Source organism: Pasteurellaceae bacterium RH1A, assembly GCA_012221805.1.
In the GTDB taxonomy this organism is placed as follows: domain Bacteria; phylum Pseudomonadota; class Gammaproteobacteria; order Enterobacterales; family Pasteurellaceae; genus RH1A.
The window spans coordinates 324,175-347,376 of sequence record CP015195.1 but is presented as its reverse complement, the minus strand read 5'-3'; the positions used below and the strand labels follow the sequence as shown (position 1 = coordinate 347,376).

The following is a 23,202-nucleotide window of genomic DNA, read 5'->3' as shown; positions in this document are numbered from 1 at the left end:
ACGGACGCATGCAATGCGTCCCTACCAACCACGTTTTATCGCATTTTGATGTTTTGAACAATTGTGGAGTGGAGGCTTGGGTTATCGGGGAGATTTTTTAACCGCTTATCAAACCTCTTAATGACCTAAGGACGGGGTTTTCTTGCCTGCAAGACCAATCTCTTGGTTAAGGATCTTGGCTTGGCCTGCCACTTCCTGAGCCTTGTCGCCAAAAAGGGATAAACTATACGCACCTTCTTGGCTATCTTGTACCAGTTTCCCGTTTATTTTATTGCCAACTAAAGCCCCTTCTTGCAGTATGAGCGTGCCATTCATGCCTGGGAGATCACGAATAGTGCCCTGGCCTTGTTTATTGGCAAAATCCAGATTGTAGAGAAACTTACCTACACCCTGTGCTGTAAAAGCAGCACCTTCATAAGCTGCATCGCCCTGTTTAGGAATCAAGCTCTCGGTAGTTTCTTGGCCTTGAACACTTCTCACAGAAAAGAGATCGCCTCCCTGCCCTTGAAGGTTGGTTGCTAGCACAGCTGAATGAACCTGCTTATAAACCAATAAATTGCCTTTTTGAACCGAACCATCTTGGTTTCTCATTTCCATTGGTTTAGTAGTCAAGCCCTGATTCCATTTGCCTATATCAAGTGTCGAACCAAGGCGATATGCCTTGCCATCGACAATCAGCTCTTCGTTCTGTGCCAAAACAGATTGATTGAGCGTGAGCGTCTTATAACCGTTGGTGCCTGATGAATCAAACAAATTTTCCGCAAAGCCTTGGGCAACATCAGAAGAATTGTTACAAGCGCCTAAACAGAGGGCCATAGTGAGGGGTAAAAGCATTTTTTTCATCTTCGTCTCCTTTTTCAATAATAATTTTAGGGTTATAACCAAACCTATTAAACTACTTTGAATGGAGATTAACAAGGTTCTCCGCTTTTATTTCATAAGACTTTTGACCCACCTCAAAGACAATCGTTTGCGTCAAATAGGCAAGTGACCATCACTGCAATCGCCTCCCACCGCCCTTCTCAACACCTCCAAACCCAATTCCAGCTGCTCATCACTGACAATCAGTGGAGGAAGGAGGCGGAGTTTGTGTTTGGCGGTGAGGGTTAAGAGGCCCATGTCCATGGCTTTTTTGACGATGTCGCCGGCCACAAGCCCTGCCTCAAATTCTACCCCAATCATCAGACCTAAGCCCGTCACGCTTTTGACAAGCGGTAATTTTTGCAGGTTTTCTTGCAAATAGGCCCCCTTGCGGGCCACATCTTGTAAGAAGGCTTCATCTAGCTGCTCTAAGACCGCACAGGCTGCTGCACAGCAAACGGGATTGCCGCCAAAGGTGGAGCCGTGATCGCCCTTGCCCAGGGTCGCTTGGCATTTTTCACCCAAGAGGAAGGCACCGATAGGCAGGCCACCGCCCAAGCCCTTGGCCAGGGTAATCATATCAGGTTTCAGGCCAAAATGCTGGTAGGCAAAGAGCTTGCCTGTGCGGCCAATCCCTGTTTGGATTTCATCAATGATAAGCAGAATATCCTGCTCTTGGCAGAGGGCTTGAACGGCCTCTAAGTAAGCCGCCTCCAAGGCCACAATCCCGCCCTCGCCCTGAACCACTTCCAGCAAGATAGCACAAACATCGCCCTGGCCCAGCCGGGTTGTTAAGGCCGCTAGATCATTGGCAGGCACATGGTCGAAGCCTGAGGTAAAGGGCTGGAAGTGTTGGTGGAAGACGTCTTGGCCAGTGGCCGCCAGGGTGGAGATGGTGCGGCCATGGAAGGAATTGACTAGGCTTAAGACCGTGGCACGGCCTGGGCCATACTTGTCCTGGCTGTACTTGCGAGCGGTTTTAAGGGCGCCTTCGTTGGCCTCGGCCCCGCTGTTGCAAAAAAAGGCCTTTTTTAGGCCGCTTGCCGCCACCAGTTTTTGGGCAAGCTGGACAGCGGGCTGGGTCACAAAGAGGTTGGAGGCGTGTTGGAGCAGGCCTGCCTGCTGGGTCAGGGTGGCCAACCATTTATCGTTGGCAAAGCCCAGGCTGTTGGTGCCGATGCCGCTGGTGAAATCCAGGTACTTGTTGCCGTCAAAATCCCAGACCTCGCAGCCCTTGCCATGAGACAGGGCCAGTTCAAAACGGGCGTAGGTGGGGGCTAGAAAATCTTGGTCTAGGGCTTGAAGTTGCTGGTTAGTCATGGGCTGGCTCCTTATAAAAGAGAGTGCCGTTGCCCTTGTCGCTGAAGAGTTCCAGCAAAATGGCGTGGGGCACCCGGCCGTCAATGATGGCGGATTCCTGCACGCCCTGCTTGAGGCAGTCGGTGCAGCAGGCAATTTTAGGGATCATACCGCCTGAAATAATGCCCTCTGCGATCAGGCCTTGCACCTGGCCCAGTTCCACGCTGGCAATCAAGCTGCTTTCATCGGAACAATCCCGCAGGAGGCCGGCAATATCGGTCATGGAAATCAGTTTGCTGGCCTTAAGGGCAATGGCAATTTGGCTGGCGGCCGTATCAGCATTGACGTTATAAACCACGCCCTGCTCGTCCGCCCCAATGGTGGCAATCACAGGGATAAAGCCGGCCTGAAAGGCGAAGTCAATGAGAGTGGTGTCCACCTGAGTGACCTCGCCCACAAAGCCCCAATCGGCCTCGCCCTGGAGTTTTTGGCAGAGGAAGAGATTGCCGTCCAAGCCGCATAGGCCAATGCCCTTGCCCTGGAGGAGGGAAACCAGGCCCTTATTAACCTTGCCGGCCAGCATTTGCTGAACCACGTCCATGGTTTCCTGATCGGTCACCCGCAGGCCTTGGATAAACTGGCTTTCCTTGCCAATCAGCTTGAGGCCTTGGGAGATCTCCGGCCCCCCGCCATGCACCAAAACCACCTTAATGCCCAGCTGGTTGAGCAGGAGCAAGTCCTGCATCACGGTTTGTTTAAGCTCTTGGTTGATCATGGCATTTCCACCGTATTTAACCACGATAACCTGATCCTGATATTTCTTGATATAGGGTGTAGCTTCGCCCATCACCTGGGCGAGGGTGTGGATTTGTGTTGTTTGCATATTATTTCCTTGATGAAGGTTTTGGTTTAATCAGAAGGAATTTCAATACCTAGCGATCCTGTTCCCCTCTTTAGAAAAGAGGGGTTAGGGGAGATTTGACAGCCTAGCTTTACGCTTAAATTTGCAATTTTTCGCAAATCTTAGGCCGCTTGTTATCGCTTTATTTATTCTCTCTCTTCGCCTATCACTTCTGCCAAATCTCCCCCTACCCCTCTTTGCTAAAGAGGGGAGTTTTTAACTCCGATAATCCCCGTTGATCTTGACATAGTCATAGGTCAAATCGCAGCCCCAAGCCTGGGCAAATTCAAGCCCGTCCTGCATATCCACCAAAATTTCAATCTCGCTTTCGGTCAGAATCTGGGCTGCCTCCTCCTCGCTAAAGGGGTGATAGGCCGCATTCTGGCAGACCAAAACCTCCCCCTTAGCACTTTTCAAAGATACCGATACCCGCTCAATGGCGAAGTCCCCCTCGGTGTAGCCAATAGCACATAAAATCCGCCCCCAGTTGGCATCTTGGCCGAACATGGCCGACTTAAAGAGATCGCTGGAAATAATGCTCTTGGCCACGGCTAGGGCCACTTGCTGGCTGGGTGCGTTTTTAACCGAGCATTGCAGGAGCTTAGTCGCCCCTTCGCCATCTGCGGCAATCTCACGGCAGGCCCAAACGCAGAGCTGGTGCAGCACTTGGCAGAAAGCCTCGAAGTCGGCATTGGCCGCTTCAATCACCGGATTGCCGGCCAGGCCATTGGCCATGATGCTGGCCATATCATTGGTGGAAGTGTCGCCGTCCACACTGATTTGGTTGAGGGTCTGTTTGACCGTTTGGCTCAAGGCTGCTTGGAGCATGGCCGGGCTGATGGCCACATCGGTGGTGATAAAGGTCAGCATGGTGGCCATGTTGGGGTTGATCATGCCTGACCCCTTGGTCATGATGCCCATCTTGCAGGGCTTGCCGTCCAGTTCAAAGGCCAGGGCATATTCCTTCTTGCGGGTGTCGGTGGTCATAATGGCCTCAGCTGCCTGGCTGCCGCCTTGCGCACTCAAGGCCTTAACAGCCAAGGGAATGCCGTATTCAAAAGGCTCAAGGGGCAGGGGCTGGCCGATTACGCCAGTGGAGGCGATCACAATATCGCTAGTTTTTAAGCCCAAGGCTTGAGCCACCAAACCACAGCATTTTTCTGCCAGCTCAAGGCCATCTGCATTGCAGGTGTTGGCATTGCCGCTGTTACAGAGCATGGCCTGGGCATAGCCATCGGCGATATTGTTTTTGGTCACCGTAATAGGTGCACCCTTGACCTTGTTTTGGGTGTAAACGGCCGCCGTGGCACAAGGCACTTCACTGACCAAGAGGGCCAGGTCTAACTTGTCCTTATTTTTCCGAATGCCAGCGTGTATGCCTGCCGCCTTAAAACCTTTTGGGGCGGTTACGCCGCCTGAAATTATTTGTGTTTGCATAGTGTTTCCTCACGATAGCGCCAGCCTCCAGGCTGGTGCTTATATCACAAGGCACCAGCCTAGAGGCTGGCGCCATCATTTATTAGAGATTAAGCCCTGCCACCTCATCCCTTCCCAACATCAAATTCATACACTGCACCGCTGCCCCTGACGCCCCCTTGCCCAGGTTATCTAGGCTGGCTGCCAATAAGATCTGATCACCCTGGCTAAAGACAAAAATATCTAAACCATCCAGATTGGCCAAGCGGTTGCCCGCCAGCATTTTCTCATCTGGCTGGCTATTTAAGGGCTGAACCTTAACAAGCGGGCTGTTTTGATAATAATCTTGCAAAAGCCCAGCCAGCTCTTGGCCCGAAGCATACGGGGCTTTCAAGGCCGCAAGAGGCAGGGGAACCGTCACCAGTAGGCCGCTGTAATAATCGGCCACCACCGGCATAAAGATGGGAGGAGAAGCCAGGCCTGTTAGGGCCTGCATTTCGGGCAGGTGCTTATGTTGCAAGCCCAGGCCATAAAGGCGGGGGGAGGAAAGGGAATGGGGCCTGTCAGGAGCCTGATAATCCGCAATCATGGCCTTGCCGCCGCCTGAATAGCCGGTCAGCGACTGACAAGCTAGGGAATAGTCGGCCTGCAAGGCGTCGGCCTCTATCAAGGGCCGAATGAGGCTAATAAAGCCCGTGGCATGGCAGCCCGGCACAGCAACTCGGCTGGCCGCTTGGACTTTTTCCCGCTGGCCCGTCAGTTCAGGAAGCCCATAAACCCAGTCAGGATGGGTGCGGAAAGCGGTGGATGTATCGCAAATTTTTGCAAATGCTGGCGCTTGAGCCACCAGCTCACGTGAGGCCTCATCAGGCAAACAAAGAATGCTGACATCCGCCTGCGCTAACATGGCCAGTCTGGCCGGCAGGGACTTACGATCCGCCTCACCCAGGCTCAAGATCTCAATATCGGCCTGCTGGCTCAAACGCTCATAAATCCGCAACCCCGTCGTGCCCACCGCACCATCCACAAAAACCTGATAGGCCATATCCACCCTCCTAAATCACATAATCTTGCAGTTAATTTGAATAATAATTCACTTATAGCGCATTTTTATTTGGCTGGCAAGGGTTTATTAACAAATTTTTTACAATTTTGGTCTGGTAGGCGTTGTGGGAGAGGGAAGGTGGACGAGTGGCATTCGTCCACCTAAGAAGATTGGGCTAGTGGGTTTGTAGAAATTGCTCCACTTCCGCCCTTGTTGGAATGGCCGTTTGTGCGCCTAGTCGGGTAATCTCTTCAGCAAAACCTACCGCACCAGCGTAAACTCACACAGCTATGGCCATATTGTGGGAACATTTACTTATAAGTTTTAAGATATGAAAAAGCCTTAACAGTGATGTTAAGGCTTTACTACAAGCGGGCAGATTTTTTCAGATTTTTTGCAAACTTCTTAGAATTTCAACCCGCTTGCCCCCAAAAACAAAAAGGCAGAGATTTCTCTCTGCCTTCTTTTGGTTTGTCTCTTAGACCATCAATTACTTGATGATTTTCGCAACAACACCAGCACCTACTGTACGGCCACCTTCACGAATCGCGAAACGAAGACCTTCGTCCATGGCGATTGGGTGAATCAGGCTTACAGTCATCTTGATGTTATCGCCAGGCATTACCATTTCTACGCCTTCTGGTAATTCGATTGTACCGGTTACGTCAGTTGTACGGAAGTAGAACTGTGGACGGTAGCCTTTGAAGAATGGAGTGTGACGACCACCTTCTTCTTTTGAAAGTACGTACACTTCTGATTCGAAGTCTGTGTGTGGGGTAATTGTACCTGGTTTAGCAAGTACTTGACCACGTTCGATTTCTTCACGTTTTGTACCACGAAGAAGGGCACCAACGTTCTCACCCGCACGACCTTCGTCTAGCAATTTACGGAACATTTCAACACCAGTTACGGTTGTTTTGGTGGTTTCTTTGATACCAACGATTTCAACTTCTTCACCAGACTTGATGATACCACGCTCAACACGGCCTGTTACTACTGTACCACGACCTGAGATTGAGAATACGTCTTCGATTGGAAGAAGGAACGGCTTGTCGATGGCACGCTCTGGCTCTGGGATGTAAGTATCTAAGTGGTTAGCAAGTTCTAAGATTTTTTCTTCCCACTCTGCAACGCCGTTAAGGGCTTGAAGAGCAGAACCACGTACGATTGGTGTGTCATCGCCTGGGAAGTCGTATTGAGATAGAAGTTCACGAACTTCCATTTCAACGAGTTCTAATAACTCTTCGTCATCCACCATGTCGCATTTGTTTAAGAATACGATGATGTATGGTACACCTACTTGGCGACCAAGAAGGATGTGCTCACGAGTTTGTGGCATTGGGCCGTCTGTTGCTGCTACTACTAAGATAGCGCCGTCCATTTGGGCCGCACCAGTAATCATGTTTTTAACGTAGTCCGCGTGTCCTGGGCAGTCAACGTGGGCATAGTGACGAGTTTCTGTATCGTACTCAACGTGTGAGGTATTGATGGTGATACCACGCGCTTTTTCTTCTGGCGCGTTGTCGATTTGGTCGAATGCACGCGCTGCACCACCGAAGTGTTTTGATAATACGGTAGTGATAGCGGCTGTTAAGGTTGTTTTACCGTGGTCAACGTGGCCGATTGTACCCACGTTTACGTGCGGTTTTGTACGTTCAAATTTTTCTTTAGACATTTGTCAATTTTCCTATGAAAGGCTCTATAAGCCTGAGCTTATAGAGCGGTTTGCTGAAAAAAATTATTTTTTACGTGCTTCAATTACTGCTGCTGCAACGTTAGTTGGTGCTTCTGCGTATTTCAATGGTTCCATTGAGTAAGACGCACGACCTTGGGTTTGTGAACGAAGGTCTGTTGCATAACCGAACATTTCTGAAAGTGGAACTTCCGCATCGATCTTAACAACAAATTCGTTGGCTTCTTGGCCGTTTACCATCGCACGACGACGGCTTAAGTCACCAATTACATCACCCACGTAGTCAGGTGGAGTTTCAACTTCAACCTTCATGATTGGCTCAAGAAGAACTGGGCTGGCTTTTGCGAAGGCCGCTTTAAAGGCTAAAGAGGCAGCAAGTTTAAAGGCCAATTCTGATGAGTCCACATCGTGGTATGAACCGAAGTGTAAACGTACGCCTAAATCTACTACTGGGTAACCCGCTAATGGACCAGATTTAAGTTGCTCTTGGATACCCTTATCAACGGCTGGGATGTATTCACCAGGGATAACACCACCCTTGATTTCGTTGACGAATTCATATCCTGGGCCTTCTGGATCTAATGGGTAAAGGTCGATCACCACGTGACCATATTGACCACGACCACCAGATTGTTTTGCGTGTTTACCTTCCACATCATTAACACGGGTGCGGATGGTTTCACGGTAAGATACTTGTGGCTTACCGATGTTAGCTTCCACTTTGAACTCACGTTTCATACGGTCAACGATGATGTCTAAGTGTAACTCACCCATACCTGAGATGATGGTTTCACCAGACTCTTCATCAGTGTGAACACGGAATGAAGGGTCTTCTTGAGCAAGACGGCCAAGGGCCAAGCCCATTTTCTCTTGGTCAGCCTTAGTTTTTGGCTCAACCGCTACAGAGATTACTGGCTCTGGGAATTCCATACGCTCAAGGATGATTGGTGCATCTTGGGCACATAAGGTATCACCAGTACCCACATCTTTTAGGCCGATTGCAGCGGCGATGTCGCCTGCACGAACTTCTTTGATCTCTTCACGTTTGTTGGCGTGCATCTGTACGATACGGCCGAAACGCTCACGTTTTTGTTTCACAGAGTTGTAAACAGTGTCACCAGAGTTGATTACACCAGAGTACACACGGAAGAAGGTTAAGTTACCCACGAACGGGTCAGTTGCAATTTTAAATGCAAGGGCTGAGAACGGCTCATCATCGTTTGCGTGACGCTCGCCTTCCGTTTCGTCTTCGTTGATACCTTTAATGGCTGGAATGTCTGTTGGTGCTGGGAGGTAATCAATTACCGCATCAAGCATGGCTTGAACACCCTTGTTTTTAAAGGCTGAACCACAGCAAACAGGGATGATTTCACCGGCTAGAACACGCTGACGAAGAGCTGTTTTGATTTCTTCTTCAGTTAATTCTTCACCAGAGAAGAATTTGTCCATTAACTCGTCAGAGGCTTCCGCAGCCGCTTCAACCAAGTTGTTACGCCATTCTTCGCAAAGCTCTAACATTTCAGCTGGTACATCTTCGTAAGTGAAGGTCATACCTTGGTCTTCTTCGTTCCAGTTGATGGCTTTCATTTTCACCAAGTCAACCACGCCCTTGAAGTTTTCTTCAGCACCGATTGGAAGTTGAAGTGGAACAGAGTTACCACCTAAACGAGTTTTGATTTGCTCAACAACACGAAGGAAGTTAGCACCTGTACGGTCCATTTTATTAACGAACGCGATACGTGGTACACCATATTTGTTAGCTTGACGCCATACGGTTTCAGATTGTGGTTGAACACCACCTACCGCACAGTAAACCATTACCGCACCATCAAGTACACGCATTGAACGTTCTACTTCGATAGTAAAGTCAACGTGTCCTGGGGTGTCGATTACGTTGATACGGTGTTGTGGGTACTGTTGTGACATACCAGACCAGAAGGCTGTGGTTGCAGCAGAAGTGATGGTAATACCACGCTCTTGCTCCTGTTCCATCCAGTCCATTGTCGCAGCACCATCGTGAACTTCACCGATTTTGTGGCTCACACCTGTATAGAACAGGATACGCTCAGAAGTGGTTGTTTTACCAGCATCAATGTGAGCACTGATACCGATGTTACGGTATCTTTCAATAGGGGTTGTACGTGCCATTATTATTACCTTATTGGATTTAATATGAGTATAGATAAGGGTAAGGCTTCACCACAAGTTTTGAGATGAAGCCCTTTAAAATCAAAAGCTTATTACCAACGATAGTGAGCAAATGCTTTATTCGCTTCAGCCATACGGTGAACGTCTTCACGTTTCTTAACAGCTGAACCTTTGTTATCAGAGGCATCTGATAATTCGTTAGCCAAACGAAGGGCCATGGATTTGTCACCACGTTTGCGGGCAGCTTCGATGATCCAACGCATTGCAAGGGCATTACGACGCACTTGACGCACTTCAACTGGCACTTGGTAAGTAGAGCCACCCACACGGCGTGATTTTACTTCCACAGTTGGACGTACATTTTCAAGCGCAGCATCGAAAGCTTCTAAAGCATCTTTGCCAGTACGTTGTGCTAAAGTTTCTAAAGCACTGTAAACGATTGATTCTGCGATAGATTTTTTACCATCTACCATTAAAACATTAATAAATTTTGCAAGTAACTCTGAACCGAACTTCGGATCTGGAAGAATCTTGCGAGGTTCAACACTACGACGACGTGGCATTGGGAATTTCTCCGTATTTTAAATCTTCAGGGTATCCAAAACTCATCTTTTGTAGCGCTTTGCTACATCTTGACTGGAGTTTATGGTTTAAATTTTTTGACTAATTTAGACGTTTGGCCTTACTTAACGGAGATCCATTAAGCCTTAGGACGTTTAACGCCGTATTTAGAACGGGCTTGTTTACGATCTTTTACGCCAGCACAGTCTAATGCGCCACGCACGGTGTGGTAACGCACACCTGGTAAGTCTTTCACACGGCCGCCACGGATAAGCACAACGCTGTGCTCTTGAAGGTTGTGACCTTCACCGCCGATGTATGAAGTAACTTCAAAGCCATTGGTTAAACGAATACGGCATACTTTACGTAGTGCTGAGTTCGGTTTTTTAGGTGTAGTAGTGTACACACGGGTGCACACGCCACGTTTCTGCGGGCAAGCCTCTAATGCAGGAACGTTGCTTTTTACAACCTTTTTCACACGCGGTTTGCGTACTAATTGGTTGATAGTTGCCATTAATAAAGCTCCAGTTTAAATAGAATACAAAAGTTAATCGCCTCTCAAAAAAGAGAGGACGGCAAATTTTAGAGGATCGTGCATTATTTGTCAAGGTGTATGTGGAGATTGGGTTGGCTGGGCTGGTAAGATAGTCTTGGGCTTGCTCTCAGTCTTCAACAAGTTCTCTTTAGCCAACAGATTGGCAGGCAAACGGTTTGGTTTTAGGGAGTTTTTGCAAATTTTGAGAAAATTTAGACCGCTTGGGTTTTGTTAGAATGAGGTGAGAATCTAGATTTATACTTTATATATCATAAGGTTTTACCGTAACATTGATGGTCATTGATGGCGCCAGCCCTGTGATCAGTCACCTGGCTGGTGCCTGATGATATATCATCCAGTGAGGACGCTGACGCTATCGGAGACTCGCGGCCATAGGTACATAGATATCTATTAATCTAAACCTTGTATCTTCCATATATCAGCCGCATATTTTGATAGTGCATTGGCTCTTTTTTCTATACTTTTTCCATCCCAAGACCTTTTATCATTCTCTAATGAAATAACTAGTTCTGAAACTTGCTTAAATTTACTCTTTCTAAAAATTTCAATTTTTCTCTCAAAACTATCATTTTCCGCTTCTTTATTAAGATTTTTCTCTAATAGAATCATATTTCCAATGTGATAAGTATATTTTTCCCTGTCATTACTTTTTATATTTCCCCAACTATCATTAGGATTTTGAGGCAAAATATGTTCTATGGTTATGGAATTATCATCAGGATCTAATTTATTTCCACCCATTTTACCCTCAATTTCTGAATAAATGTATCTTGCTATTTTATTATTCTTAGAATCTTTTGTGTTTATTAACTTATTCTCAAATGATGTAGTGAAGTTTTTATCTGACAGATAATAAACTTTCAGATCTTGAGCTATATTAATAGACTTTTTAAGTTCTCCATACTCAATTTTTTGAGCTATAGAGAAATATATTTTTTCTGGATCACCATGTGGTTGGTTACCAATAACTGTATATCTAAATGCTATGATAGATAAATAATTTATTGTCTTTTGGAATTCTTTTTCGGTGAACTTTCTTTTAGCAGCCATTATTATTGGATAATGTTGTTTTATCCTAAATAATTTTAGTAGTTTAGATGCTTTTATTTCTGGTTCATTATTACTTGTATGTTGTTCCTGTTCAGGTGATACACATAGCAGGTACGTGTCTAGATTTTGATCCATGTCATTAATAAGTCTAAAAGCATCCTCTCTAGATTTAATTTTTCCTCTAATAGTTTTGAATAGATTCATAGATCTAACGAATTCGTATTTACTTAGCCAAAATACTCTTAGATAATCAGATATGTTATTATTTCCTAATCTATTTACTATTCTATTCCATTTTTCTTCTAACTCTTCAACTTCAGAAGATGCATTTTCTGAGTTAGGGGTGTCAACAATAGAAAATAAATAATTTTTTAATAAATCTGTTGAAGAAAGTTTTACTCCCCTTGAGTTTAATGTTTCAAAAACCTTATATGCATTTAATTCATTTGTTACTGTGATTACTGTAAAAAATAAATTTTCAACTATGTTTTCAACTAATTTTGCAATTTCAGCCCCTTTGTCATTTTTATCTTTGATGACAGACTCAATCTTATCATTAAAGAATAAAAACGCTTTCCTTAATAAATGCTCGCTTTCATTAAAGTTCCTTTTAGGTAATTCCTCTAGTATAGGAACAATATAATCTTTGTAATATCTGTTATTATTTCTATTTAATTCTAATTTATTTTTGTTTATTAACGTAACATTGTCTTGATATCCAATAAATCTATTTCTAATATCATTAAGCCTAGTTTGATTATTATCTTTATCTATGTCTTTATCTATTAGTTTCTTTAGACTTTTCATTGCTGCTAAAATTATCAATGATAAAGTGGTAATTCTTTGTTGTCCATCAATAACATTTAAGGTATTTTTCCCTACGGCTTGTAAGACTAGATAGCCCATGTAGTGAGAGTCATCTTCTTTTAATAATGTATCAATATCTTCCCATAGCTCTATCCATTCAGTATTGCTCCAACTATAATCACGTTGGAATTTTGGTATTTTAAAAATGGCTCTATCTGAAATAAGTTTGCTAAAAGAATTATTTTCAGTATTGAAGTTTGTAATAGACAATATATTCTCCTTTTTAAAATTATAGACATTCATATAAAAAGTTGTTTAATTTACCAGAATTGCTCATAAAAAACGAACAATAAACCCTCGCCTATTGTCCGCCTTTTAATCATTCCTGTCTGTGATCTACCTCACAAAACTAAAAATTCACCCTCGCATTCCTAAAGATCCTCACCCAAGCCCCATCTTCCTGCCAATCCTCAGGATACCAAGAGTTGCTCACCGCACGAAAGACCCGTTCAGGGTGCGGCATCATGGCTGTAATCCGTCCGTCTAGGTTGGTGATAATGGTAATCCCATCCACCGATCCATTTGGGTTAGCTGGATATTGCTCAGTCACATTTAAGTGACTGTCGATGTACTGCCCCACAATTAAGTTTTGGGCTTTTAAGCCAGCCAGTTGATCGGCGGATTTAAATTCCACCTGGCCTTCGCCGTGGGAAACAGCGATTGGCATATGGGAGCCTGCCATACCTTGGAACCAGAGGGAGTTGGTGTCCTTGATTTTGACCATGGCCGCACGAGCCTCAAAGCGTTCAGACTTGTTACGCACAAAGCGTGGCCAGTTTTCTGTACCTGGGACAATCTCGGCAAGGTTGGAGATAAATTGGCAGCCGTTACACACGCCAAGTGCCAGTGTATTCGGGTTGGCAAAGAATTGGCTGAATTGATTACGCAATTCTGGGTTAAACAAAACCGATTTGGCCCAGCCGCCCGCAGCTCCTAGCACATCTCCGTAGGAGAAACCGCCACAGGCAGCAAGCGCATTAAAGTCCTTGAGATTGTAACGGCCTGCCATTAGGTCGCTCATATGCACGTCCACCGCAGCAAAGCCGGCACGGTCGAAGGCGGCGGCCATTTCCACGTGGCTGTTTACCCCTTGTTCACGCAGGACGGCGACTTTCGGTTTCACGCCCTTGTTGATGTAAGGGGCGGTGATGTCTTCATTTACATCGTAGGTTAGGAAGGCAGATAAGCCCTTGTTTTCCTTGTCTTTTTTGGTGGCGAACTCTTGATCGGCACATTCTGGGTTGTCACGCAGGCGTTGCATTTGGTGGGTCAGTTCCGCCCAAATACCACGCAGTTCAGAGCGTTTTTCGCTGAGTAGCTTGCGGCTGCCACGGCTGATTTCAAAGCGGTCGTCTGCCGTTACTGCTCCTAGCTCTTTGGTTAAATGGAGAAGGTTGTGGGCTTTGAGTACATCACGCACGGCGTTAAGCTCGCTGTCGGCAACTTGAATCACCGCACCCAATTCTTCGTTAAAGAGTACAGCCAAGTCCTTGTCGCCGAGAGCGGAAATATCCACATCCACACCACAGTTGCCAGCAAAGGCCATTTCTGCCAAGGTGGCGATTAAACCACCATCTGAGCGGTCGTGGTAGGCAAGCAGTTTGTTATCGGCTACGAGTGCTTGCATTGCATTATAGAAGTCTTTCAGGGCTTGTACGTTCACCACATCGGCAGGCTGGTCGCCCAGTTGCTTGTAAACCTGAGCAAGTGCGGTCGCCCCTAAGCGATTTTTGCCTTCACCTAAATCAATCAACAATAGGCGAGATTGGCCCTTGTCGGTGCGAAGTTGTGGGGTGACGGTTTTGCGAACATCTTCCACGCGAGCAAAGGCGGAAATTACCAAGGAAAGCGGGGCGGTCACGGCTTTTTGTTCGCCGTTTTCCTGCCAAGTGGTTTTCATCGACATTGAGTCCTTGCCCACTGGAATAGTTAAGCCTAGTGCCGGGCAGAGTTCTTCACCCACGGCTTTGACGGCTTCATACAAGCCGGCATCTTCACCGCCGTGGCCTGCCGCCGACATCCAGTTGGCAGAGAGTTTAATCCGTTTGATGTCGCCGATATTGGTGGCGGCAATATTGGTAATAGCTTCGGCAACGGCAAGGCGTGCGGACGCACCGAAGTCTAGGAGAGCCACTGGGGCACGTTCGCCCATTGCCATTGCTTCGCCGTGGTAGCTGTCGAGTGAAGCGGTGGTGACGGCTACGTCTGATACAGGGATCTGCCACGGGCCGACCATCTGATCACGGGCTACCATTCCCGTTACCGAACGGTCGCCAATGGTAATCAGGAAGGTTTTTTCGGCTACGACTGGTAAGCGGAGCACACGGTGTAGGGCTTCTTTAAGTTGAATATCATCTTGTACAAGCGGTGGATTTTGCACGCTTTTTTGCACCACGTTACGGGTCATTTTCGGGGTTTTGCCCAGTAGCACATTCATCGGCAAATCAATCGGATTATTGTCGAAATGGCTGTCGTGCAGGGTGAGATGTTTCTCTGCAGTCGCTTCACCAATTACCGCAAATGGGGCACGTTCACGCTGACAAAGGGCGGTGAAAAGCTCCAATTTTTCAGGGGCAACCGCCAGCACATAACGCTCTTGCGATTCGTTACACCAGATTTCCAGCGGTGACATTCCCTTCTCATCACAAAGAATAGAACGCAGGTCGAACTTACCGCCACGGTCGCCGTCGTGCACCAATTCAGGCATCGCGTTGGATAGGCCACCAGCGCCGACATCGTGAATAAAGAGAATCGGGTTGTCGTCACCCAACTGCCAGCAGCGGTCGATGACTTCTTGACAGCGACGCTCCATTTCTGGGTTTTCACGCTGAACAGACGCAAAATCCAAATCTTCCTTGGACTTACCGCTGTCCATTGACGATGCCGCACCGCCGCCCAAACCGATATTCATCGCCGGGCCACCGAGCACGATTAACTTGGCTCCAACAGGGATTTCGCCCTTTTGCACATGTTCAGCCCGAATGTTGCCGATACCGCCAGCCAACATAATCGGTTTATGGTAGCCACGCACTTCTTCTCCGTTAAAGCTATTTACTTTTTCTTCATAGGTACGGAAATAGCCCAAGAGTGCCGGGCGGCCAAATTCATTATTAAAGGCAGCACCGCCCAGTGGGGCTTCGATCATAATGTCTAGGGCAGATGCAATGCGGTTTGGTTTTGAAAGCGGATTTTCCCAAGGCTGTTCAAAGTTTGGCACCAGCAAGTTAGACACAGAGAAACCGACCAAGCCAGCCTTTGGCTTGGCCCCACGGCCTGTCGCCCCTTCGTCACGGATTTCACCGCCTGAACCCGTTGATGCGCCTGGGAAAGGGGAAATGGCGGTTGGGTGGTTATGGGTTTCCACCTTCATTAAAATATGCGCGTCTTCTTGGTGGTAGCGGTATTGACCGTCCTGATCGGCAAAGAAACGGCCGACTTTGGAGCCTTCCATTACCGCCGCGTTGTCCTTATAGGCAGACAGCACATAGTCAGGGGTTTGCTCAAAGGTGTTTTTGATCATTTTGAACAAAGATTTTTCCTGTTTCTCGCCGTCAATCACCCAGTCCGCATTGAAGATCTTGTGGCGGCAGTGTTCCGAGTTGGCTTGGGCGAACATATAAAGCTCAATGTCGTTCGGATTACGCCCAAGGGCAGTAAAGTTTTCCACCAAATAATCAATTTCATCTTCTGCTAAGGCCAAGCCCAAATTAACGTTGGCGTCTTCCAAGGCTTTTCTGCCACCGCCCAAAATATCCACCGTGGTGAATGGTTTTGGCTCTTGATGGCGGAAGAGGGCTTGAGCTTCATCTTCACTGCGAATCACGGTTTCCATCATACGGTCGTGTAAAAGAGCGGTCAGTTTTTCGGTCTCTTTTTCATCTAAAGCACGCTCAAATTCAAAGTAATAAGCCAAACCACGTTCAATCCGTGCCACTTGGTTGAGGCCACAGTTATGGGCAATGTCTGTTGCCTTGGATGACCAAGAAGAAATCGTGCCTAAACGAGGAATGACGATAAAGGTTTCGCCCTTGGCCTCGTGTTCGGCCAGGGTTGGGCCGTAGTGGAGGAGTTCTTTGAGTTTGGTTTCTTCATCAGTTGCAAGCGGTGCGTTTAGCTCCACAAAATGCACATATTGGGCATAGACGGATTGGACTGGGAGCTGGTTGGCTTGGAATTTTTGTAGAAGTTGGTTGATACGGAAGGAGGAAAGGGCAGGCGAACCTGGGAAAACATGTACTGTCATTGGGTGATCCTAAAAAGAAAATAGGGAAATTTGGCGGGGATTATAGCGGAAATTGAGGAAAAACGAAAACGTTTGCGTGAGGAAAAATTTCCTCCCCCGCTTGCGAGGGGGGGTTATAGCAAAAGCAATATAGATTAAAAAATAACCAATATTTTCCCCTTCTAAAACCGCTTATTCACAGCGCTATAACTCTTTGTTTTATATGATCTATTTTAAGGATCTCGATCCTTATTCAAAATAATTCACGGACTTTAATCAGATCTATCACAAGATTATCCACAGTTGGTTCGGATAAATCCCCAGGCCTGGATGGAAAGCAAATTTGCTTGCTTTTTTGCCTATCTTATAAGCAAAAAATAGGGACTTTCATCTCAAAAAGGGCAAACAGAAACATGTCAGTAAGCTATTTAAAATCAATGTCTTAGCTTAACTATCCTAGGCTTTCACCCATTATTCTCACAACTTATCCACAAGCGGTGTGGATTTTCCCTTTATTCGCAAGTAAACTGGCCCATGGCTCCCTTATCGGCTAACATCAGATCCGTCACCCCATAGCTAAAAGGCAGATCCTGACTGGCCTTGTGATCGAACTTGACCAAAATGGTCACCAATTCATTAGGGTTGAGCCAGACCGTGTCCTGCCAGGCCAGTTTTTTAATGGACTCCTGCTTGCCAGAGCGTGTTTCCACAATAAACTTGGCGCCCTGGATATTAAAGCCAATAGGATCGACCGAGCTTAAATACCAGCGTTCCACACTGCCCTGCTTGACGGTAAAATCGATCCGTTTAGGGTCGAAGCGTTGTTGGTTGATGGTACGATCCAGCGGGCGGAGGTTGAACTTGCGTTCTTGGTCAATTTTGAGCTTAAAGTCATCTAGATTGATTGGCGTAAGCTGGGGCAGATCGGTGAAGACCGACACCAAGCCCTCAGGCCGCAGCTCTAAAATCACATTATCTTTGAGGTAGTCATTATCGGCAAAAAGCTGGCTGACCTTGTCCAAGATCCCCCGCTTTTGGCCGGTAATCAGAGACACCTGGCCGCCCTCGTTAAGATTGGCCAAAACCTCTACCCGCTCGGATGGGGCCAGCCAAATCCGCTCCTGGGCCAGCGGCTCGGCCAACATGCCCATGCCAGTTGCAATCAGGTAAAGAGGCTGGCCATTGTCCAAGGCCAAATCATAGGCCCGAGAAAGGGAAGCATTGACGATACGCAGCCGCACCCAGCCACGGGAGACCACCAAATGCGGCGACTCCTGCCCATTCACAAAGAGGCGGTTGCCCAAAAACTGCGGTGCCTGGTTATCCAGCACCTGCACACCCTGAGTGTTAATAAGCTGATCCTGCAAAATCAGCGGAATGTCATTGACCCCGTATTGATTGGGCAGCTTGAGCTTGCGGCTGTTCTCATCTTCAATCATCCACAGGCCTGCAAGGCCACGGTAGGTCTGAAAGGCGGAATTAAAGAGGGTGCTGGCATGGTACCAGGCTGTAGCCGCCGGCTGGTTGATATTAACAATGGGCGACCAGCTAGCCTTAGGCTCAATCTTACGCTGTTTGGAACCCAGCATCTCAGTTGGGGTTAAAAGCCCCTGAATATTGACAGACAAGGCCTGGGGCAGGCTGTTGTTGTAGGTCAGCTTAATAAAGTTGCCTGAACGCACCCGCACCGTAGGCCCCAGATATTGGCCGTTCACCCCCCAAACATCGGCCAACTTACCCTGATTAAACTGGGTTTGAGCAGGGCGGAAGTCCAGCCTCACCGGCCGGCCACGGCCAACCTCAATCAGAGGCGGAATTTTTAAAGCAGGCCTATCTTGAGCCAAAAGCGGAGCAGGCAGGCCGATCAGCCCTGCAGCAAGGGCAGTTTTTTGCAAAAATTGGCGGCGGGAAAGGGTCATATCTTATCTTCTTTGAAAGTGCTAGAGGGAAGAAAGTCTAACAAATATCAGGCGGGAATGTTATACAAGCGGGGGAATTTTTAGTTTTTTTTGCAAGTTTTTAGGGAAAGAGGACTGCTTGTATTTACAGAATAGGTTCTTGCAAATTTCTTCAGCTTTCAACCCGCTTGTCCCCAAAAACAAAAAGGCAGAGATTTCTCTCTGCCTTCTTTTGGTTTGTCTCTTAGACCATCAATTACTTGATGATTTTCGCAACAACACCAGCACCTACTGTACGACCACCTTCACGAATCGCGAAACGAAGACCTTCGTCCATAGCGATTGGGTGAATGAGGCTTACAGTCATCTTGATGTTATCACCTGGCATTACCATTTCTACGCCTTCTGGTAATTCGATTGTACCCGTTACGTCAGTTGTACGGAAGTAGAACTGTGGACGGTAGCCTTTGAAGAATGGAGTGTGACGACCACCTTCTTCTTTTGATAGTACGTAAACTTCTGATTCGAAGTCTGTGTGTGGCGTGATTGTACCTGGTTTAGCAAGTACTTGACCACGTTCGATTTCTTCACGTTTTGTACCACGAAGTAGCGCACCAACGTTCTCACCTGCACGACCTTCGTCTAGCAATTTACGGAACATTTCAACACCAGTTACGGTTGTTTTGGTGGTTTCTTTGATACCTACGATTTCAACTTCTTCACCAGACTTGATGATACCACGCTCAACACGGCCTGTTACTACTGTACCACGACCTGAGATTGAGAATACGTCTTCGATTGGAAGAAGGAACGGCTTGTCGATTGCACGCTCTGGCTCTGGGATGTAAGTATCTAAGTGGTTAGCAAGTTCTAAGATTTTTTCTTCCCACTCTGCAACGCCGTTAAGGGCTTGTAAGGCAGAACCACGTACGATTGGTGTGTCATCGCCTGGGAAGTCGTATTGAGAAAGAAGTTCACGAACTTCCATTTCAACTAATTCTAATAACTCTTCATCATCCACCATGTCGCATTTGTTTAAGAATACGATGATGTATGGAACACCTACTTGGCGGCCAAGAAGGATGTGCTCACGAGTTTGTGGCATTGGGCCGTCTGTTGCTGCTACTACTAAGATAGCACCGTCCATTTGGGCCGCACCCGTAATCATATTTTTAACGTAGTCCGCGTGTCCTGGGCAGTCAACGTGGGCATAGTGACGAGTTTCTGTATCGTACTCAACGTGTGAAGTGTTGATGGTGATACCACGCGCTTTTTCTTCTGGCGCGTTGTCGATTTGGTCGAATGCACGCGCTGCACCACCGAAGTGTTTTGATAATACGGTAGTGATTGCGGCTGTTAAGGTTGTTTTACCGTGGTCAACGTGGCCGATTGTACCCACGTTTACGTGCGGTTTTGTACGTTCAAATTTTTCTTTAGACATTGAGAAAGTCCCTCTAAACAAACACGGTTACGATGGTTTACGTTACCACATTAACCAAAAGAATCTGACTGTTTTATGAAATGTTTAAGAGAATAAAGAGAGTGGTGCTGATAGGCGGATTTGAACCGCCGACCTCACCCTTACCAAGGGTGCGCTCTACCAACTGAGCTATATCAGCGCTTGGAGCGGGCAGCGGGAATCGAACCCGCGTCATTAGCTTGGAAGGCTAAGGTAATAGCCATTATACGATGCCCGCCGTTCTAAATTCATCTGTCCCATTAGCATAAAGGAATGGTGGAGGGAGAAGGATTCGAACCTTCGAAGGCTGAGCCAACAGATTTACAGTCTGCCCCCTTTGGCCGCTCGGGAATCCCTCCACACGATTTTTGATACTTGTTACACTCAAGCTGGTGCCGACTACCGGAATCGAACTGGTGACCTACTGATTACAAGTCAGTTGCTCTACCTACTGAGCTAAGTCGGCGTTACATGTCGTAAGCAAGTGGTGCGTATTTTAGGGATTTCTGGAATTCGTGCAAGCACTTTTTTCAAAAATTCTAAAAAAATCACTTCTTTTGCTTTTAAATTATGCAAAACGGCCGTTTTTTTAACAAAATCACCTGAATTTATGCCCCTTTCCTGCCATTATATTGTAATATTTAACTTATCCATTTCTGCCAAACCATTATTGAGAACGGGCCATGAGCCACAAAATCAGTCCTTTTTTAACCTTTAACCGCCAACAATGGGCGGAATTGCGAAAATCTGTTCCCCTCAAACTGACCGAACAAGATCTCAAACCCCTACAAGGCTTTAACGAAGACCTCTCCTTAGAAGAAGTCCGCACTATTTACCTGCCCCTGGCCCGTTTAATCAACTACTACATAGATGAAAACCTGCAACGCCAAGCGGTTTTGCACCGCTTTTTAGGGGTTGAACCGCCAAAAGTGCCCTATATTATCAGCATTGCCGGCAGCGTTTCGGTGGGCAAAAGCACCTCGGCCCGTATTTTGCAGGCCCTGCTTTCCCACTATCCACATGATAGAAAAGTGGATTTAATCACCACTGACGGTTTTTTATACCCACTCAAAACCCTGACCGAGAAAAACCTGCTCAAGAAAAAGGGCTTTCCCGAGTCCTACGACATCCACCGCTTGGTGGAATTTGTTTCCGATCTCAAATCTGGCAAACGCAAGGTTCAGGCCCCGATTTATTCGCACCTGACCTACGACATCATTCCCGATAAATTCAACACAGTCGATCAGCCCGACATCGTGATTTTAGAAGGCCTCAACGTCCTACAAAGTGGAATGAACTACCCTTCCAGCCCGCATAATGTTTTTGTATCTGATTTTGTGGACTTTTCTGTCTATGTTGATGCTGACGAAGCCCTCTTGAAAAAGTGGTACATTCACCGCTTCCTCAAGTTCCGCCGCAGCGCCTTCTCCGACCCCAACGCCTACTTCCACCACTATTCCAAACTCACGGAAGCGGAAGCCATTACCACCGCCTCCACCATCTGGGATGAAATCAACGGCTTGAATTTACGCCAAAATATCCTACCCAGCCGAGAACGGGCCAACCTCATCTTGGTCAAGGGTGAAAACCACGAAATCGAAACCGTTAAGCTACGTAAATAAGGCAACAAGCGGGCCAGATTTGCAAGTTTTTTGCAGATTTGACCCGCTTGTCGTCAAACATCTTATTGTTTTGTGCCAGCAAAACCAATATGAGCCGTATTTCCACCCTCTGGGGTTTTAAGGTTTGCACGGCGCATGGAATTTGGCACATTATCAAAAACTACTCGACCTGCGACTTCCTCAGCATTCGGGCCATAGAGGCCTAGGGTATAAGTGCCTGAAACAGGGCCATATGCTCCCTCCGCCTTATAGAAAGGATTTTCAGTTACTACGCTTGATTGAATAATATTGCCGTCAATCTTACCTTCATGCAGTACCACATCTGAAACATCAGCCACATCAACCAAATTTTTAATGCTGCCTGATCCTGATTTATTATCAAAATCAACCGTATAGGCAAAGTTACCTACCCCATAAGCACCAAATGCAATACCTTGATAGTTTGCCGTTCCTTTGGTTTGGGCAACCACATCACTTGAAGTCAAATCTCCAATTACACTATCAATCGTAAAACGAGAAGAGGTGGTTTCCCCATCTTTACTTACTCGAGCATCACGTACACGGCCCAATACAGCCGAATAGTTCTGTACATACCCACGATCTTGCCCAAAATATATTCTAGAACCAGCCTTTCTCTCAAATGGTAAATTACGATCAACATCCATTTTTTTACCATCCACCTCTATATAAGAAAAATTCCGTGTTTCTACATTAAATTTATTACCGTAATTACGCCACTTATCCATCTCTTCACTACCCATTTGAGATTTAAACCAGGCCTTCTCTTCCTCAATATACCGAGCATTTTCCTCCGCCACTCTTTGCTTTTCTACCGCCAGTTTTTCTGCCTCAAGTAATTGAGCCTGCTTTTCCTTTTCTAAAACTTGCAATTTGCTATTAAGGTATTTTAGCTCTTGCTCCTTGTTGGCTAAATCAGCCTCAACCTCAGCTTTCGCTCTTGTCAAATTGGTTACCTGATCTTGACTAAGCTTGAGTTTTTCTGCCTCTAATTTCAACTTTTCTTCCGCTAATTTCACAGCTTCTTTGGCATTATCTAAATCCTTCAAGGCCTTTTGTTTGGCAAGGCTTTCACCTTGGCTCATTAATTCAACTTGGCGTAACTTTTCCTCTGCTGCTTTCAGATCGTTTTTGGTTTGATCTAATACCTTCTGCTTGGCCGTTAATTGATCCAAAGCCTGGCGTTTTTCTGCAATTTCCGCAGCCAATCTTGCCTGCTCCTGTTTGAGTTGGTCGGAAGTTTGCTTGGCCTGATCTTGTGACTGTTTAAGCTCCGCCTCTTTATTGGCAAGCTGCTTGAGTGCCTCTTCTTTTTCTTTAGTTTCTTGGGCCATTTTAGCCGTTTCCTCTTCTAATTTTTTGCCTGTTTCCGACAGTTCTTGTTTTAAGCGATTAACCTCATCGCCATTTGAATTGCCAGAACTGCCACAAGCTGCCAAGCCAAAACTTAGCAATAAAAGGGTTGCAAGATTTTGGATTTTCATGTTTTTCTCCTAAAAGATTGAGGGTAAAAGATTAAATTCATACACCTATATGAAGACTGAAATATAACACGCTGTTGAAATTCCTACAACTGTAGGAGAAAC

The 23,202-nt window shown here is 46.6% G+C and carries 15 protein-coding genes and 4 tRNA genes; 1 reads left to right on the top strand and 18 read right to left on the bottom strand.

Annotated elements, in window-relative coordinates; genetic code table 11:
- Window positions 1-117 precede the first annotated feature (117 nt).
- From A4G20_01750 to A4G20_01670, 17 genes are all read right to left on the bottom strand, one after another.
- A complete protein-coding gene (locus A4G20_01750) occupies window positions 118-843 on the bottom strand; it encodes a hypothetical protein (GenBank protein ID QIW15158.1) in 726 nt (241 codons plus the stop codon).
- Between the two features lie 132 nt (window positions 844-975).
- Complete coding sequence (locus A4G20_01745) at window positions 976-2,181, bottom strand: acetylornithine aminotransferase (protein QIW15157.1); 1,206 nt, start codon at window positions 2,179-2,181, stop codon at window positions 976-978.
- Window positions 2,174-3,043 carry an acetylglutamate kinase gene (locus A4G20_01740; protein ID QIW15156.1) on the bottom strand — a complete coding sequence of 290 codons (870 nt, stop codon included), beginning with the start codon at window positions 3,041-3,043 and terminating at the stop codon, window positions 2,174-2,176. Before A4G20_01740 ends, A4G20_01745 begins: the two co-directional genes overlap by 8 nt.
- 234 nt (window positions 3,044-3,277) lie before the next feature.
- Window positions 3,278-4,498 (bottom strand): bifunctional ornithine acetyltransferase/N-acetylglutamate synthase, encoded by a 1,221-nt coding sequence (locus A4G20_01735; GenBank protein ID QIW15155.1) that lies wholly within the window; start codon window positions 4,496-4,498, stop codon window positions 3,278-3,280.
- 82 nt (window positions 4,499-4,580) lie between these two features.
- Window positions 4,581-5,522: an N-acetyl-gamma-glutamyl-phosphate reductase gene (locus tag A4G20_01730; GenBank protein QIW15154.1), complete on the bottom strand. Its 942-nt coding sequence runs from the start codon at window positions 5,520-5,522 to the stop codon at window positions 4,581-4,583.
- A gap of 490 nt (window positions 5,523-6,012) precedes the next feature.
- Window positions 6,013-7,197 carry a translation elongation factor Tu gene (locus A4G20_01725; protein ID QIW15153.1) on the bottom strand — a complete coding sequence of 395 codons (1,185 nt, stop codon included), beginning with the start codon at window positions 7,195-7,197 and terminating at the stop codon, window positions 6,013-6,015.
- A gap of 63 nt (window positions 7,198-7,260) precedes the next feature.
- Window positions 7,261-9,363: a translation elongation factor G gene (locus tag A4G20_01720; GenBank protein QIW15152.1), complete on the bottom strand. Its 2,103-nt coding sequence runs from the start codon at window positions 9,361-9,363 to the stop codon at window positions 7,261-7,263.
- 92 nt (window positions 9,364-9,455) lie between these two features.
- Window positions 9,456-9,926 (bottom strand): 30S ribosomal protein S7, encoded by a 471-nt coding sequence (locus A4G20_01715; protein ID QIW15151.1) that lies wholly within the window; start codon window positions 9,924-9,926, stop codon window positions 9,456-9,458.
- A gap of 137 nt (window positions 9,927-10,063) precedes the next feature.
- The gene (locus tag A4G20_01710; protein ID QIW15150.1) at window positions 10,064-10,438 is read right to left on the bottom strand and encodes a 30S ribosomal protein S12; all 375 of its coding nucleotides are present in this window, start codon (window positions 10,436-10,438) and stop codon (window positions 10,064-10,066) included.
- A 432-nt stretch (window positions 10,439-10,870) separates the two neighbouring features.
- On the bottom strand, window positions 10,871-12,607 hold the full coding sequence (locus tag A4G20_01705) for a hypothetical protein (protein ID QIW16827.1): 1,737 nt from the start codon (window positions 12,605-12,607) through the stop codon (window positions 10,871-10,873).
- Between the two features lie 139 nt (window positions 12,608-12,746).
- Window positions 12,747-16,640 (bottom strand): phosphoribosylformylglycinamidine synthase, encoded by a 3,894-nt coding sequence (locus A4G20_01700; protein QIW15149.1) that lies wholly within the window; start codon window positions 16,638-16,640, stop codon window positions 12,747-12,749.
- Window positions 16,641-17,131: 491 nt separating this feature from the next.
- Window positions 17,132-18,538: a cell division protein FtsQ gene (locus A4G20_01695; protein ID QIW15148.1), complete on the bottom strand. Its 1,407-nt coding sequence runs from the start codon at window positions 18,536-18,538 to the stop codon at window positions 17,132-17,134.
- A 235-nt stretch (window positions 18,539-18,773) separates the two neighbouring features.
- A complete protein-coding gene (locus tag A4G20_01690; GenBank protein ID QIW15147.1) occupies window positions 18,774-19,958 on the bottom strand; it encodes a translation elongation factor Tu in 1,185 nt (394 codons plus the stop codon).
- A gap of 102 nt (window positions 19,959-20,060) precedes the next feature.
- Window positions 20,061-20,136: transfer RNA gene (locus A4G20_01685), tRNA-Thr, on the bottom strand.
- 3 nt (window positions 20,137-20,139) lie between these two features.
- Window positions 20,140-20,214 (bottom strand) — tRNA-Gly (locus tag A4G20_01680).
- Window positions 20,215-20,250: 36 nt separating this feature from the next.
- Window positions 20,251-20,335, bottom strand: a tRNA-Tyr gene (locus A4G20_01675).
- A 31-nt stretch (window positions 20,336-20,366) separates the two neighbouring features.
- Window positions 20,367-20,442, bottom strand: a tRNA-Thr gene (locus tag A4G20_01670).
- 217 nt (window positions 20,443-20,659) lie between these two features.
- Between A4G20_01670 and A4G20_01665 the strand changes: the two genes are divergently transcribed.
- Window positions 20,660-21,598 carry a type I pantothenate kinase gene (locus A4G20_01665; GenBank protein ID QIW15146.1) on the top strand — a complete coding sequence of 313 codons (939 nt, stop codon included), beginning with the start codon at window positions 20,660-20,662 and terminating at the stop codon, window positions 21,596-21,598.
- 62 nt (window positions 21,599-21,660) lie between these two features.
- On the opposite strand, the gene A4G20_01660 is transcribed toward A4G20_01665, so the two are convergent.
- Window positions 21,661-23,100: a hypothetical protein gene (locus A4G20_01660; protein QIW15145.1), complete on the bottom strand. Its 1,440-nt coding sequence runs from the start codon at window positions 23,098-23,100 to the stop codon at window positions 21,661-21,663.
- Window positions 23,101-23,202: the final 102 nt, after the last annotated feature.

Excerpts from the sequence above, each read along its gene's own strand:
- A4G20_01660 (QIW15145.1), bottom strand. The coding sequence starts at position 23,100 with ATGAAAATCCAAAATCTTGCAACCCTTTTATTGCTAAGTTTTGGCTTG.
- A4G20_01665 (QIW15146.1), top strand. The coding sequence starts at position 20,660 with ATGAGCCACAAAATCAGTCCTTTTTTAACCTTTAACCGCCAACAATGG.
- A4G20_01745 (QIW15157.1), bottom strand. The coding sequence starts at position 2,181 with ATGACTAACCAGCAACTTCAAGCCCTAGACCAAGATTTTCTAGCCCCC.
- A4G20_01710 (QIW15150.1), bottom strand. The coding sequence starts at position 10,438 with ATGGCAACTATCAACCAATTAGTACGCAAACCGCGTGTGAAAAAGGTT.
- A4G20_01735 (QIW15155.1), bottom strand. The coding sequence starts at position 4,498 with ATGCAAACACAAATAATTTCAGGCGGCGTAACCGCCCCAAAAGGTTTT.
- A4G20_01700 (QIW15149.1), bottom strand. The coding sequence starts at position 16,640 with ATGACAGTACATGTTTTCCCAGGTTCGCCTGCCCTTTCCTCCTTCCGT.
- A4G20_01695 (QIW15148.1), bottom strand. The coding sequence starts at position 18,538 with ATGACCCTTTCCCGCCGCCAATTTTTGCAAAAAACTGCCCTTGCTGCA.
- A4G20_01725 (QIW15153.1), bottom strand. The coding sequence starts at position 7,197 with ATGTCTAAAGAAAAATTTGAACGTACAAAACCGCACGTAAACGTGGGT.
- A4G20_01715 (QIW15151.1), bottom strand. The coding sequence starts at position 9,926 with ATGCCACGTCGTCGTAGTGTTGAACCTCGCAAGATTCTTCCAGATCCG.
- A4G20_01730 (QIW15154.1), bottom strand. The coding sequence starts at position 5,522 with ATGGCCTATCAGGTTTTTGTGGATGGTGCGGTGGGCACGACGGGGTTG.
- A4G20_01690 (QIW15147.1), bottom strand. The coding sequence starts at position 19,958 with ATGTCTAAAGAAAAATTTGAACGTACAAAACCGCACGTAAACGTGGGT.
- A4G20_01720 (QIW15152.1), bottom strand. The coding sequence starts at position 9,363 with ATGGCACGTACAACCCCTATTGAAAGATACCGTAACATCGGTATCAGT.
- A4G20_01750 (QIW15158.1), bottom strand. The coding sequence starts at position 843 with ATGAAAAAAATGCTTTTACCCCTCACTATGGCCCTCTGTTTAGGCGCT.
- A4G20_01740 (QIW15156.1), bottom strand. The coding sequence starts at position 3,043 with ATGCAAACAACACAAATCCACACCCTCGCCCAGGTGATGGGCGAAGCT.